This is a genomic window from Streptomyces sp. DG1A-41, from assembly GCF_037055355.1.
Classification (GTDB): domain Bacteria; phylum Actinomycetota; class Actinomycetes; order Streptomycetales; family Streptomycetaceae; genus Streptomyces.
Genome location: NZ_CP146350.1, coordinates 4770900 through 4784029, shown reverse-complemented (window position 1 = coordinate 4784029; position 13130 = coordinate 4770900). Strand labels below are relative to the sequence as shown.

At 73.3% G+C, this 13130-nt stretch carries 17 protein-coding genes and 2 pseudogenes; 11 read left to right on the top strand and 8 right to left on the bottom strand.

The genetic code is table 11. The annotated features are described in order from the left end of the window. Window positions 1-198: 198 nt before the first annotated feature. Window positions 199-552, top strand: coding sequence for a MerR family transcriptional regulator (locus tag V8690_RS22345; RefSeq protein ID WP_338781451.1), 354 nt, complete (start codon window positions 199-201; stop codon window positions 550-552). Here V8690_RS22345 and V8690_RS22340 read toward each other — a convergent pair whose 3' ends face one another. From V8690_RS22340 to V8690_RS22330, 3 genes are all read right to left on the bottom strand, one after another. Then, a complete protein-coding gene (locus V8690_RS22340) occupies window positions 553-1308 on the bottom strand; it encodes a DUF3105 domain-containing protein (protein ID WP_338781449.1) in 756 nt (251 codons plus the stop codon). A 123-nt stretch (window positions 1309-1431) separates the two neighbouring features. Further along, window positions 1432-1659, bottom strand: coding sequence for a hypothetical protein (locus tag V8690_RS22335; protein WP_338781447.1), 228 nt, complete (start codon window positions 1657-1659; stop codon window positions 1432-1434). Window positions 1660-1664: 5 nt separating this feature from the next. After that, window positions 1665-2243: a DUF5994 family protein gene (locus tag V8690_RS22330; RefSeq protein ID WP_338781446.1), complete on the bottom strand. Its 579-nt coding sequence runs from the start codon at window positions 2241-2243 to the stop codon at window positions 1665-1667. Window positions 2244-2456: 213 nt separating this feature from the next. Here V8690_RS22330 and V8690_RS22325 point away from each other — a divergent pair, with 213 nt between their 5' ends. Continuing rightward, window positions 2457-3224 (top strand): GAF and ANTAR domain-containing protein, encoded by a 768-nt coding sequence (locus tag V8690_RS22325; RefSeq protein ID WP_338781445.1) that lies wholly within the window; start codon window positions 2457-2459, stop codon window positions 3222-3224. Between the two features lie 31 nt (window positions 3225-3255). On the opposite strand, the pseudogene V8690_RS22320 reads toward V8690_RS22325, so the two are convergent. Further along, window positions 3256-3779: pseudogene (locus V8690_RS22320) on the bottom strand (DUF5994 family protein). Between the two features lie 177 nt (window positions 3780-3956). Between V8690_RS22320 and V8690_RS22315 the strand changes: the two are divergent. After that, on the top strand, window positions 3957-4208 hold the full coding sequence (locus V8690_RS22315; protein ID WP_338781443.1) for a hypothetical protein: 252 nt from the start codon (window positions 3957-3959) through the stop codon (window positions 4206-4208). 156 nt (window positions 4209-4364) lie between these two features. Then, window positions 4365-4886 carry a DUF5994 family protein gene (locus V8690_RS22310; RefSeq protein ID WP_338781442.1) on the top strand — a complete coding sequence of 174 codons (522 nt, stop codon included), beginning with the start codon at window positions 4365-4367 and terminating at the stop codon, window positions 4884-4886. On the opposite strand, the gene V8690_RS22305 is transcribed toward V8690_RS22310, so the two are convergent. Continuing rightward, window positions 4855-5253, bottom strand: a complete 399-nt coding sequence (locus V8690_RS22305; RefSeq protein WP_338781440.1) for a DUF5994 family protein — start codon at window positions 5251-5253, stop codon at window positions 4855-4857. The genes V8690_RS22310 and V8690_RS22305 overlap by 32 nt on opposite strands. Window positions 5254-5293: 40 nt before the next feature. After that, entirely contained in the window at window positions 5294-6301 is a 1008-nt protein-coding gene (locus tag V8690_RS22300; RefSeq protein WP_338781438.1) for an acyl-CoA desaturase, read from the bottom strand. Window positions 6302-6487: 186 nt separating this feature from the next. Here V8690_RS22300 and V8690_RS22295 point away from each other — a divergent pair. The 4 genes and pseudogenes from V8690_RS22295 to V8690_RS22280 all read left to right on the top strand — a co-directional run bounded on the left by V8690_RS22295 (window position 6488) and on the right by V8690_RS22280 (window position 8865). Further along, window positions 6488-6843, top strand: a pseudogene (locus tag V8690_RS22295) (PRC-barrel domain-containing protein). A gap of 10 nt (window positions 6844-6853) precedes the next feature. Beyond that, complete coding sequence (locus V8690_RS22290) at window positions 6854-7051, top strand: hypothetical protein (protein WP_338781436.1); 198 nt, start codon at window positions 6854-6856, stop codon at window positions 7049-7051. 107 nt (window positions 7052-7158) lie between these two features. After that, window positions 7159-7785, top strand: a complete 627-nt coding sequence (locus tag V8690_RS22285; protein WP_338781434.1) for a glyoxalase — start codon at window positions 7159-7161, stop codon at window positions 7783-7785. Between the two features lie 78 nt (window positions 7786-7863). Then, window positions 7864-8865 carry an NAD-dependent epimerase/dehydratase family protein gene (locus V8690_RS22280; protein WP_338781432.1) on the top strand — a complete coding sequence of 334 codons (1002 nt, stop codon included), beginning with the start codon at window positions 7864-7866 and terminating at the stop codon, window positions 8863-8865. Between the two features lie 56 nt (window positions 8866-8921). On the opposite strand, the gene V8690_RS22275 is transcribed toward V8690_RS22280, so the two are convergent. Beyond that, window positions 8922-10034, bottom strand: a complete 1113-nt coding sequence (locus tag V8690_RS22275) for a HAMP domain-containing sensor histidine kinase (RefSeq protein WP_338781431.1) — start codon at window positions 10032-10034, stop codon at window positions 8922-8924. After that, window positions 10031-10762, bottom strand: coding sequence for a response regulator transcription factor (locus tag V8690_RS22270; RefSeq protein WP_338781430.1), 732 nt, complete (start codon window positions 10760-10762; stop codon window positions 10031-10033). The genes V8690_RS22275 and V8690_RS22270 overlap by 4 nt, the downstream gene beginning before the upstream one ends. A gap of 123 nt (window positions 10763-10885) precedes the next feature. Between V8690_RS22270 and V8690_RS22265 the strand changes: the two genes are divergently transcribed. From V8690_RS22265 to V8690_RS22255, 3 genes are read left to right on the top strand one after another with little or no spacing between them, the layout of a single operon-like run. Further along, window positions 10886-11644, top strand: coding sequence for a glycosyltransferase family 2 protein (locus V8690_RS22265; protein ID WP_338781429.1), 759 nt, complete (start codon window positions 10886-10888; stop codon window positions 11642-11644). After that, window positions 11641-12351 carry a DUF2064 domain-containing protein gene (locus V8690_RS22260; RefSeq protein ID WP_338781428.1) on the top strand — a complete coding sequence of 237 codons (711 nt, stop codon included), beginning with the start codon at window positions 11641-11643 and terminating at the stop codon, window positions 12349-12351. Before V8690_RS22265 ends, V8690_RS22260 begins: the two co-directional genes overlap by 4 nt. Beyond that, complete coding sequence (locus V8690_RS22255; RefSeq protein ID WP_338781427.1) at window positions 12348-13112, top strand: methyltransferase domain-containing protein; 765 nt, start codon at window positions 12348-12350, stop codon at window positions 13110-13112. Before V8690_RS22260 ends, V8690_RS22255 begins: the two co-directional genes overlap by 4 nt. Window positions 13113-13130 lie beyond the last annotated feature (18 nt).

Genomic DNA, 13130 nt, shown 5'->3' with positions numbered 1-13130 from the left:
CGGGTACCGCAAGACCCCGGATTGGAAGGTGGTCCCCGGTCACGCAGCCGCGATCCCCGCATCCCCCCCTCTGCAGGGCCGGGAGCGGAAACAGAAGGTCGGCACAGCATTAGGGCCGACAGATGGTGTTCAATTTCCTTCGGGGCCCTGGTGCCGTACGGCACCAGGGCCCCTCGACGCGTTGCACTACGAGGTGACATGACAGCAGATACCCCGCTCAGCGATCGTCTGGACGACGACGACTACCCCGCGTACACGATGGGGCGGGCCGCCGAGATGCTCGGCACCACCCCGGCCTTCCTCCGGGCCATCGGTGAGGCTCGTCTGATCACTCCGCTGCGCTCGGAGGGCGGACACCGCCGGTACTCCCGCTACCAGCTGCGCATCGCAGCGCGCGCCCGCGAACTCGTCGACCGGGGCACCCCGATCGAGGCCGCCTGCCGCATCGTCATCCTCGAGGACCAGCTCGAGGAAGCCCAGCGCATCAACGCCGAGTACCGCCGCCGTGCCGGGCACGACGCGCTCGACAGTTCCGTCGCCGACTCCGGCTGATCACCTGGGCGGTACGGCCGCCCGTGCAGGGAGCGCCCGGTTCCGGAGTCTGGGGCCCGGGACGTAGGCGGTGATGAACTGCTCGACGCGCGGGTCGGAGGCCGAGTCCACACTGAGCTGGTGGCCCCACGCGGAGAGCGTGATCGTCCCGGACTGCCGGGTGACGGGGCTCATCAGGGTGTAGGGCGTCCGGGTCACCTTGCCGGCGAGCCGCTTGACGTCGGTGGCGGTGGCCGTGCCGTTGTACGTGATCCAGACGGCACCGTGCTCCAGGCAGTGCACGGCGTTCTCGTCGCGGATCGTCTCGGTGTAGACGGTTCCGTCGCAGGTCATCCACGTTTTGTCAGGGGCGCCGCCGACGGGCGGGGTCATGGGATGGCCGACGCCGCCCTCGACGTGGTCGTACGTGAGCGTGTCGGTGTCCCAGACCCTTTCGCCGGATACGCGGGGCCTCGCCGCGGCCGCCTCGCGCTCACGGTCCTGGTCGGCGTGGTACGCCCACTGGCCGGCGAGCCAGGCGACGACGATCGCGTGACGGTGATGAGGAAGGCAGGCGAGGCCGCCTGAGCGGACCTGCTCGTAGAGGCCGACCGTCAGCTGCACCCACTCCTCGGGCACGCCCTGCGCCCGCTGCTGCTCCGCGTACGCCTCGGGCGTCAGCGGGACGTAGCGGAGGTCGCGGCCGGTGGGCCCGGGCGATCTCCGCGACCGCGGTCCCCGAAGGCCATCAGCCGGGGGCCGCTGAGCTCGTACCACCCGGCGTGCCCGCGCTCCGTCAGGGCGGCGACCGCTCCGGCCCGGGGCACAGGACGCGGGAAGACCCCGGCCAGTCAGGTGCGGTGCTGCGGCCGGGGTCCCGGGCTGTGGAACGGGTGGAGCTCAGGCCCGCTTGCGGGGGCGGCGCCAGGAGAACCGGCGGCGGCCTGTGCCGCTCGTCCCGGCCCGGCCGCGGGCCTTCCGCGGAGCCGGTCCCGCGGCGGGCAGCCCGGAGCGGCCGTAGTGGAAGGCGGCGATGCGGTCGTTGTGCTGGGAGTTCAGCCGGTGGATGAGGAACACGCCGAGAGCGATCATCCCCAGGATCACAGCCACGGACACGAATGTCTCCACGGTTCTCACCTTCCCATCGGCTGCGGCACCGGGCCCCGCGGACGCGCGGTCGCGTCGCCGGCCTCATGTCCTCCTTCGGAGTCCCAGACCGACTCGACGGCCCGGTCGGCCTCGTACAACGTGCGCGAGCGCGCCTCTTCCCCCATCAACCAACTCGCGGTCGACGTGCCCAGTGGATCGCTCGCGGCGGCCATCAGCCGGGCGGCCGCGTCGGGAGCCGTCTGCGGCGGGATCACCAGGAGGTTCCAGCGGCCCACGTGGTACGAGAGCAGCAGCAGTTCGTTCGGGTCCTGCTCGGGCAGGAACCAGCCCACCTTCACCACGTGCCCGGCAACGGGCACCTTGCGGGGAACGACCGGCCAGTGCGTGGGATTCACCGTGACCCGTGTGATCCGCCCCCACAGCGGATCCAGTACGGCGGTCAGGGAGGGGAGTTCCGCCACGAGATCGCGGGAACGGGGCCACCAGGCGCCGTCCAGCAGAGCCGGTGCGGGACCGACGGGAGCGAGCGACAGACGCGGAGAGGACGAGGAGAACCGGTCATCGGCTTCGGCTGTCGGCGGGTGGGAAATGGTCGCAGTCATGACGCGAACCCTGCTCCGGGCCCATCACGACCGGCCCGGCATATTCGATCTCCGAAAACGACACGAGCCTGGCAGCCGGTGCGCGAAATATCCTCGGTGATTCCAGCGTACTCCTCGAACAGGCCCAACGGAGCGTACGGACAAGGGGGAACGGCCCCATTCGCCCCTGTCCGGAGCCGTTGTCCCTGCGGCACCAACGGGAAGGGGAAACGGATGACCGGCATGCCCCGCGAGCGCCGGCTGGCCGAGACCTTCGTGGAAGTGGCGGACTCCCTCGTCGAGGACTTCGACGTCATCGACCTGCTGCACCGGCTGTCCGAGCGCTGCGTCGAGCTGCTCGACGTGTCGGCGGCCGGGATCCTGCTCGCGGACACGCACGGCCGACTGCGGATCATCGCCGCCTCGGACGAGCGCACCCGCCTGCTGGAGCTCTTCGCGCTCCAGCACGACGAGGGCCCGTGCGTCGAGTGCTACCGCACCGGCGCCGCCCGGACCAACATCGAGCTGATGCCGCCGGAGGCCGCCGGCGGCGGGCCGCACTTCGCCGCACGGGCCCGCGAGACGGGATACGTGAGCACGCACGCCCTCCCGCTCCGCCTGCGCAGCCGCGTCATCGGCGCGCTCAACCTGTTCCAGACCGCGCCGCACCGCCTCGGCGACGACGACATCGCGCTCGCCCAGGCACTCGCCGACGTGGCCACGATCGCGATCCTCCGGCAGCGCACGCTGGAACAGTCGCAGGTCGAGACCAGCCAGCTGGAGAACGCGCTGACCAGCCGCGTCCTGGTCGAGCAGGCCAAGGGCGTCCTGGCGGAGCGCTGGAACACGTCCGTCGACGACGCCTTCGCCGCGTTCCGGTCGTACGCGCGCGCCCGTCACCTGCGCCTGTCGGACCTGGCCACGCGGATCATCTCGGGTGAGTTCGACACCGCGGACATCCCGGTACCTGCGACGGTCCGCTCCGAGGGCCGCCGCCTCTGACCGGCGACGTTGACCGGCGATGCTTCCCGGGCTATTCGCCGGGGGCGCCCGGGGCTTCCGCGGCGCTCGGGTTCGCTCGCCCGGTGCCGGTGCTGGTGCCGGTGTCGATGAGGATCTGTTCGGCCTGCCTCACGCTGCCGGCGCGGGCGGCCTCGGCCATGGCGGCGTGCGCCGCCTCGGGCGTCGCGTGCGGCGGGACCACGAGGAGGGAGAAAGATCCTGCCCGCCCCGGGTGATGAGGACGGTGTCGTCGCCGATCGCGGACGGGTCGATGTGTACGACACGGTCGTCGACGGTCATCCGCGTCGGCAGCGCTTCCCAGGCGCCGGCGTCCAGGCCGACACGGGTGATGGGCCCGAGGTACTCGGTCAGCGCGGTGATCAGGCCGGGCAGCTCGGCGGCGATGTCGCGGGAACGCGGCCACCACGCCCCGTCGAGCACGCCCTGCCGGTCGTGTGTCGTCGCCAGCCGTACGACTGCCGTTCCCGGCCGAACGGCCTGGTGGACGGCGTCCGGCAGGAGCCTGGTCACACGCGGGGAGTCGGGGTCGGACATCGCTCTCGCCTGCCTGCCGGGAATCCTGCCGGAACTGGGGAAACCGAGTGGCTTTCTCGTTTCACGGTACTCTCCGGCCGGCCGATGGCAGCCGGGAAGCCCGCCGGTCACGCGCGGGGCCTGCGGGGCGGGCCGGAGTAGAGTGTCCCAACCAGGACATCGAACGCCGAGGTTGCCATGGAGTCCACGGAAACACCCTCGGACGGGCACGCCGAGGTCCGCATCGTCGCCGCCTCGCCCGAGGTCGCCCGTCGGGTCGCGGAGATTCTCCGCCATTGCTTCGCCGCCACCGAGCAGCGCAGCTACCCCGCGGGCCCCGACGGAGGAACCCGCCTCGACCTCACCGTGGACACCGGCCGCGCGGCAGAACCCGCACGGTCCTGGCTGGAGACCAGCCGGTCCGCCGAGGACGGCGACCGACAGCAGTGAGACGGCGTCCGGGAACCGTCCGCCCGGCCCCTGCGGGGAGTAGCGTGAACGCATCGGGAGCACTTCGCACCCCGGCGCCGACGCCGGTGTCGTTCCCGGTGCACGACGACAACCGGCGGCTGCGCCCGCGCAGTGGTCCGGAGACGGGTTTGCGCGATGTCCGCGACCATCTCTCGTCCGCCGCGTCCTCCGCTACGGACCGTTCCCTTCAGGACCCCGACGGCGCGCCTCGCGCTCAAATCCGAGAGCCCTTCCGCTGCGGGGCGCGCCGAGCTCGACGGCGCATGGTGGCCCCGTTCACGTGACCTGACGAGCGAGCTCTCCGGCCTGGCGGACATGCTGGACCCGCTGTGGGGACGGATCACCCGTATCGCGGTCAGTCCTCGCCACTGGCCGGTCCTCCCGGCCACGATCTTCGTCAACGGCCATGCGGTGAAGATCAGTTGGTTCACCTCGGAGCTGGATCCCCACGAGATTCTCCTGCTCTCCTACACCGCCGGCCGCTGGGACCTCCTGGTGATCCCCCCGGAGACCGGCGCCCCCTCGGCCGCCCGGCTGATGACAGCGGCCAGTGCGGACACCGGCGCGCCGATGACCGCGACCGCGCTCATGACGGCGGAACGGGCCCGCACCGGCCGTTGTGCGGTCACACCTGATCGCTCGCCGCGGCCGTCATGAGCGGTTCCGCGGCCTCCTCGGTCGTATCCGGCGGCACGACCAGCAGGTCCCAGCGGCCCCGGCCGGGGGCGAGCAGGACGACGGTGTGCGGGGAGGACGCCGCGAGGGCCCTGTGCAGTCGTACGACCTGGTTGAAGACGAGCATCCGGCCGGGTGCCGCGGACCACGTCGCCCCGTTGACGGTGACGCTGGTGATGTGGCCCCATGCCCGGGGCAACCCGGAGAGCAGCGACGGGAGTTCCGCGAGCAGGTCGTACGAGCGGGGCCACCACGCCCCGTCGATGGGCCGGGGCATGCCACTGCGGGGTGCGAGACGCAGCCGGAGGACCGGGTGGGAGGGAAGCGGGGGCTGTAGTGCGGTGGTCATGAGGGCTCCTGCCGACGTCATGAGGGGCGGGTGGGCGGTGTCAGACGCGGCGGTCCGCGACCCGCTCCGCGGTCGGCCAGCGCACGTCGCGCACCCAGCCGAGGCGTTCGAGGAGGCGGATGAAGGCGGCGGAGGGGTCGACCTGGCCGCGGTCGACGCCGTGGCGGGCGCTGGTGGGGTCGGCGTGGTGGAGGTTGTGCCAGCTCTCGCCGAACGAGAGCAGGGCGAGCGGCCACAGGTTGGTGGCCCGGTCGTGGCGGCGGGTGCGGAACGGGCGCTCACCGATCAGGTGGCAGAGGGAGTTCACGCTCCAGGTGACGTGGTGGAGCAGCGCGATGCGCACGAGTCCCGCCCACAGCAGGGCGGTCACGCCGTACAGCCATGTGCCGCCGATGGCCCAGCCCAGTCCGAACGGCAGGGCGAGCGTGAGGACGCACAGCGCCGGGAAGGCGCGGGAGACGGCACGGATGTCGCGGTCGGCGAGGAGGTCGGGGGCGTACCGGTCGGCGGGTGTGCGGTCGTTGCGGAACAGCCAGCCGACGTGCGCGTGCAGCAGTCCGCGCAACTGGCCTCGCAGATGCGTGCCGTAGCGGTACGGGGAGTGAGGGTCGCCCGGCCGGTCGGTGAAGGCGTGGTGTCGGCGGTGGGTGGCGACCCAGCCGATGACGTCGCCCTGGAAACTCATCGACCCGGCCACCGCGAGCGCGATGCGCACGGGGCGGGCGGCCCGGTAGCCGCCGTGGGTGAGGCCGCGGTGGAAGCCGACGGTGACGCCGAGACCCGTGATCGTGTACAGGACGAGCGCGAGCACGATGTCGGCGGGATGGATGAGGCTCCCCCACAGCAGCCAGCCGGCGAGGCCGATCGCCACGAACGGCAGGACGACGATCACCGCCGTCACCGTGACGTACAGCCGGTCACCGCCGTCGCGGGCGGGCGCCGGGCCGTCCGGCGGGAAGGGGGACGTCCCGTCGTAGGCCTGAGGCGGCGGGGCGGGGTCCGACGGTGTGACCGTCGTGGGCGTGGTCGGGCTGGGAGGCGATGGCATACGTGGCTCCTCGGCCTGGATGCGAATGGCGCGGCCGGGGTCACGGGCTGCCCATGTGAGGACGGATGGCGTGCGGTGTTCGCAACCGGTCAAAATTCCGGCATGCGAAAAGTGCTCGCTCTCCCCACGGTACTCCGGCCCGGGCCGGAGTAGGGTGAACTGGCGGGACCAGACAGGGAGCACGGCATGATCCGTTCAGCCGACATCCGCGAATGGCGCGACCGTGACGTGGTCGATCCGGAGCAGCGCAAGATCGGCATGCTCGAAGCGGTCTACGTGGACACGGCCACCGACGAACCGGCCATGGCCACCGTCCGGACCGGGCTGCCCGCACGCCGCCGCCTGGTCTTCGTCCCGCTCGCCGACGCCGTTGTCGGACCGGGTTACGTCAAGGTCTCCTACGCCAGGGGACAGGTGCGCAAAGCCCCGTCGATCGGGACCGACGACGTGCTGCCGGCCGAGCAGGAGGAGGAGATCTTCCAGCACTACGGCATGCCGTACCGGCCGGGAGCGGGGGCGAACGCCGGCTCGCCCGCCGGTGACCGTACGCACGTGGCACAGGAGAGGTGGTCCGCGGTGATGGCGCTCTTCCTTCTGGTCGTCCTCGTGGCCGTCGTACTGGGGATCATCGGTCTGGCAGCGGAGGGCCTGGGCTATCTCCTGGCCATCGGCATCGTGCTCCTCGCCGTCGACGTGATCTTCTTCGCGGTACGGCTGTCCCGGCACGCGGGGCGGCGGCCTGTGCGCTGACGACGGGTTTCCCCGACGTGTTCTTCGTTCCGGTTCTTCGTTCCGGTTCTTCGTTCCGGTCAGGATTCGAGAAGCGCGGGGCTCGTGCCGCGCCTAGCGTCGGTGTCATGACTTCCATCGAATCCGTCACCCTCGAGGTGGCCGACCCCGCCGTCGCCCGCAGCTTCTACAGCAGCGCGTTCGGGCTGGGCAGTGAGGTACGTGTGCGGGGCTCGGAAGCTCCCGCGACCGGGTTTCGCGGGTTCACGCTGTCGCTCGTGGTGGCGCAGCCGGCCGATGTCGACGCCCTCGTCGGCGCCGCCGTGGACGCCGGTGCCACGACGCTTAAGCCCGCCGCCAAGTCGCTGTGGGGTTACGGGGGCGTCGTACAGGCCCCGGACGGGACGATCTGGCAGATCGCGTCGTCGTCGAAGAAGAACACCGGGCCGGCCACCCGGCGGATCGACGAGATCGTACTCCTGCTGGGGGTCGCGGACATGGCCGGGAGCAAGCGGTTCTACGTCGAGCACGGTCTCTCCGTGGCGAAGAGCTTCGGCAGCAAGTACGTCGAGTTCGAGACCGGGCCGGGCCCGGTCAAGCTGGCGCTGTACAAGCACCGGGGCCTGGCCAAGCTCGTCGGCGTCTCTCCCGACGGCACCGGGTCGCACCGGCTCACGATCAACGGCGACGCCGGGCCCTTCACCGACCCGGACGGGTTCACGTGGGCGACCGCGTCGCAGACCGCCTCGCTGTGACCGCGCGCGACCTTACGGAGTCGTGACGTACGGGCGCGCTCCCGTGGTGCGGCGAGGTCGCGGGCCTAGCGTGGCCGTATGCGCGTACTGGTCACCGGCGGTGCCGGGTTCATCGGGTCCCCTGTGGTCGCTGTCCTCCGGGAACGCGGGCACGAGGCGGTCGTGTTCGACGTGCGGGAGGACGCCGGCGCCGACGTGCGGGACCCGGCGGCCGTCGGACGTGCCCTGGCCGGTGTGGACGCCGTGTGTCACCAGGCCGCGAAGGTCGGGCTCGGCGACGGGGTCGCCGACGCGGCGGAGTACGTCTCGCACAACGACCTCGCCACCGCCGTGCTGCTCGCCGCCATGGCGGAGGCGGGTGTGCGGCGTCTGGTGCTGGCCGGGTCGATGGTGGTCTACGGGGAGGGGCGGTACGAGTGCCCCCGGCACGGGGTCGTACGGCCCGGGCCGCGTGCCGTCACCGACCTCGGCGCCGGCCGGTTCGAGCCGCCGTGCCCGGTGTGCGGGGCGGACCTCGTCCCCGGGCTGGTCGGCGAGGACGTCCCGGCCGATCCACGGAACGTGTACGCGACGACCAAGCTGGCCCAGGAGCACCTGGCCGCCGCCTGGGCCCGCTGCACGGGCGGTTCGGCGGTGTCGCTGCGCTACCACAACGTGTACGGGCCCGGCATGCCCCGCGACACCCCGTACGCCGGTGTCGCCTCCTTCTTCCGCTCGGCGCTCGCCCGGGGCGAGGCACCGCGCGTGTTCGAGGACGGGCGGCAGCGCAGGGACTTCGTGCACGTCCGGGACGTGGCGCGGGCCAATGCCGTGGCGCTGGAGGCGGAGGCCGCGCCGGGCGTGCTCACGGCGTACAACACGGGCAGCGGCGACCCGCACACGGTCGGCGAGATGGCCCGGGCGCTGGCCGCCGCGTACGGCGGGCCCGAGCCCGTCGTCACCGGCGAGTACCGGCTCGGGGACGTACGGCACATCACCGCCGACTCCGCGCGGCTGCGGGACGCGCTGGGCTGGAAGCCACAGGTCGGGTTCGAGGAGGGCATGGCGGAGTTCGCGCGGGCCGGGATGCGGGACGCGTAGGAGCCGTCGACCTCCTCTGGGGTCCGGCTCGCGAAAGACCGGTGGTGCTGCCCGTGTTACGAAGCGGCGGCGGGCAGCACCACCTCGAAACGGCAGCCGCCGGGGATGTTCCGTACGGTGGCCCGGCCCTGGTGCGCCTCCACGATCCCCCGGACGATGGCGAGGCCGAGCCCCGCGCCGGCCGGGGGCGTCCGGGCGTGCGTGCCGCGCCAGCCGGTGTCGAAGACCCGCGGCAGGTCCTCGTCGGGGATGCCGCCGCAGCCGTCCGTCACCGACAGCACCACGCCCTCGGGGGAGCGCTCCGCGGTGACGGCGACCGTGCCGTCGGCCGGGGTCCGGCGGATGGCGTTGACCAGCAGGTTGCCCAGCACCCGGCTCATCTCCTTGCCGTCCACCTCCACCGGCACCGGCGCGATACGGCCGCCCACCAGCCGCACCCCGAGCTCCCGGGCGAGCGGATCGGCTCCCGCCAGCGCGTCGCCCACCAGGTCGTACAGGGAGATCCGGGTGGGGGCCAGGGGCAGGGTGCCGGCGTGGATGCGGGAGAGTTCGAAGAGGTCGCCGACCATGTCGTTGAGGCGTTCGACCTCGGTGCGGATCTGCTTCAGATAGCGGCCGGGGTCGGCGGCGACACCGTCCTCCAGGGCCTCCGACATGGCGCGCAGACCGGCCAGCGGGGTGCGCAGATCGTGCGAGATCCAGGCGACGAGTTCGCGCCGGGAGGTCTCCAACGCGCGTTCCCGCTCCCGGGATTCGGCGAGTCTGGCGCTGGTGGCGGCCAGTTCGCGGCTCAGGTGGTGCAGTTCGGCGGTCGTCGGGCCGTCGGGGGCGGCGAAGTCCCCGCCGTCGCCGAAGGAGCGTGCGGCCACGGCGAGTTCGCGGCTGCGGGCGACGACCCAGCGGCCCAGCAGCAGCGCGGTCGCCAGGGAGACGACGGCCGCCATGGCGACGACGGTCGTGACGACGGACAGGTCGTGCGGCGACAGGAACATCGCCCAGGCGACGGCGAGCGTGCCCGCGAGCATCGCGACGACGCCGACCGCCGCGACCACGGCGAGCGAGGCGGTGAGCGAGCGGCGCCGGATCAGGCGCAGTGCAACGGCTCCGGCCAGGCCGGTGGCCGCGGCGCCGACGAAGGCGTACAGGGCGATGAGGAGGGTGTCGTTCACGATCCGGTCTCCTCTCCCGTGGGGTCGAAGCGGTAGCCCACGCCCCACACGGTCTGGATCAGGCGGGGGCGGGCCGGGTCGTCCTCGACCTTGCCGCGCAGGCGGCGGACGTGGACCGTGACGGTCGACAGATCGCCGAAGTCCCAGCCCCACACCTCGCGCATCAGGTCCTCGCGGCCGAAGGCCCGTCCCGGGTGCCGCAGGAAGAAGGAGAGCAGGTCGAACTCGCGGAGAGTCAGGGCGAGTTCGGTGCCGCTCTTGGTGGCCCGGCGGGCTGCCGGGTCGACGGTCAGACCGGCCGCTCCCAGCTGGTGCCCGGGGGCGGCGGGCCGGCTGCGGCGCAGCACCGACTCCACGCGCAGCACCAGCTCGCGGGGGCTGAAGGGCTTGGTGACGTAGTCGTCGGCGCCGACCTCCAGGCCCAGGATGCGGTCGTCCTCGTCGCCGCGTGCGGTGAGCATGATGACCGGGACCGGCCCCTGCCCTCGCAGCCGTCGGCACACCTCCAGGCCGTCCATCCCGGGCAGCATCAGGTCGAGGACGACCAGGTCCGGCCAGTGCGCGGCGGCACGGGTGAGGGCGGTCGGGCCGTCGTCGGCGCGGTCGACGACGTAACCGGCGCGGTCCAGATACCCGGCGACGACCTCGGCGACGGTCGGATCGTCGTCGACGACCAGGACCCGCGGGGGCCCGTCGAGGGTCTCCTCGTGCTGATGGGGCTGCTGCATGGCTCCAGCCTCGCACCGGACCGCCGGCGATGGCCTGTCCGGACGCCTCCTCGGCCGCCGACGTCCGCGTTTCGTAAGGAGCGGAAGTCCGGTATGCCCGTTTCGTCTTCGTAGGGTGAAACCGTGACGACGACATCTTCCGACGTCGACGTGGTGCTGCCCTGCCTGAACGAGGCCGAGGCCCTGCCCTGGGTGCTCGAACGGATCCCGCCGGGCTGGCGCGCACTCGTCGTCGACAACGGTTCCACCGACGGCTCGGACCGGATCGCCCGCGCGTTCGGCGCGACCGTCGTGCACGAGCCGCGCCGGGGCTTCGGCGCGGCCTGCCACGCCGGGCTGACCGCCGCCACCGCGGACGTGGTGTGCTTCTGCGACTGCGACGCCTCCCTCGATCCGTCGCTCCTCGTGCCCTTCGTGCGCGAGGTGCGAGGCGGCGAGGCCGACCTCATCCTCGGCCGGCGGCGTCCGCAGGGCCGGGGCGCGTGGCCCGCGCACGCCCGTGCCGGGAACCTCGCGCTCGCGCGGATGCTGCGCCGCCGCACCGGGCTGCGGCTGCACGACCTCGGCCCCCTGCGCGCCGCCCGCCGCGAGCCGCTGCTCGCCCTCGGCCTCACCGACCGGCGCAGCGGCTATCCGCTCCAGATGGTGGTGCGCGCGGCCGACGCCGGCTGGCGGATCGCCGAGCACGACGTGCCGTATCTGCCGCGCACCGGGGCCTCGAAGGTGACGGGCACATGGCGCGGCACCTGGCAGGCCGTACGGGACATGAGCCGCGTGCTGGGCGAGGCGCCCGGCGACGCTCCGGCCGCGGGAGAACCCGGCGACACTCCCGCCGCCCAAACGCCCGGCGAGACTCCCGCCGTCGGAAGGGGCGCACAGTGACCGCACTCCTCGTCATCGCCAAGGAGCCTCGTCCCGGCCGGGTCAAGACCCGGCTCACCCCGCCGTTCACGCCCCGGGAGGCCGCGTCCCTCGCCGAGGCGTCCCTCGCCGACACCCTGGACGCGGTCGCGGCGACCCCGGCCGACCGCAAGGTCCTCGTCCTCGACGGGAGCCCCGGCCCGTGGCTGCCGCCCGGCTTCGACGTCGTACCGCAGTGCGCGGGCGGTCTCGACGAGCGGCTGGCGGACGCCTTCGCGCGCTGCGCCGGCCCTGCCCTGCTCATCGGCATGGATACCCCGCAGGTGACGCCGGAGCTGCTCACCGTGGACTTCGCCGGCTGCGACGCCTGGTTCGGCCCGGCCGAGGACGGCGGCTTCTGGGCCCTCGGCCTGGCCCGCCCCGACCCCGCGCTGCTGCGGGGCGTGCCCATGTCGACCTCCGCGACGGGAGCGGTCCAGCGGGACCGGCTCGTCGCGGCGGGCCTGCGGGTCCGCGACCTGCCCCGCCTGCGCGACGTCGACACGGAGGCCGACGCCCACGCTGTCGCCGCGCTGGCCCCGGACGGGCGGTTCGCGGGGCGGCTGGCTCGGTGTACGGCGGAACCGGACGCCCCATCAGCCAGCCGACGACCGGACTCCCCCGGCCAAGCCCCGCGGGACACCCAGCCGGCCGGTGAGTCGGCCTCCCGCCCGGCCGTGTCCCGGTGAGCGCCCCGCCCGGCACCGCCGTCGCCTGGGCGACCGCCGACCCCTACGCCGCTGCCCTGCGTGCCGGTCACGGGCCGCTGTTCCTGCGGCGGGCCGACGGCTGGCTGCTGCCGCTGGAGGTGGAGCGCTGGTGTGCGCGGGCCGATGCGGTGGACCGGGACGTGCTGGACCGGTGCGAGGGGACCGTGCTGGACGTGGGGTGCGGGCCCGGCCGGCTGGTGGCGGAACTCGCCGCCCGGGGCCGGGCCGTACTCGGCATCGACGTCAGCGCCGCCGCCGTCGACCACACCGTACGCATGGGGGGTCAGGCCCTGCGGCGCTCGGTGTTCGAGCCGCTGCCCGGCGAGGGCCGCTGGGACACCGTCCTGCTCATGGACGGCAACATCGGCATCGGCGGCGACCCGCGCGACCTGCTGGACCGAGTGGCCGGACTCCTGCGCCCCGGCGGCCTGTTGATCGCCGAGACCGCGCCGGTGGACATCGACGAACGCGCCCAGGTGCGGGTCGTCGGCCTCACGGACGCACGCGGTGCCGGCGACCCCTTCCCCTGGGCGCGCCTCGGCACGCCCGCCCTGCTCCGGTACGCCCGGGGCTGGACGCGGGCCGGTCAGTGGACGGCCGGCGGGCGCCGCTTCGCCGCCCTGCGCACCCGCAGCAGGCGCCCCGCCAGCAGCAGCGCCGAACCGCCGAAGAGGACGGCGGTGATCAGCAGCCAGCGGGCGAGGAACACGTCCGCCGGCAGCCCGGTGGCGGACCGGTAACGCCGCTCCACCATGCCG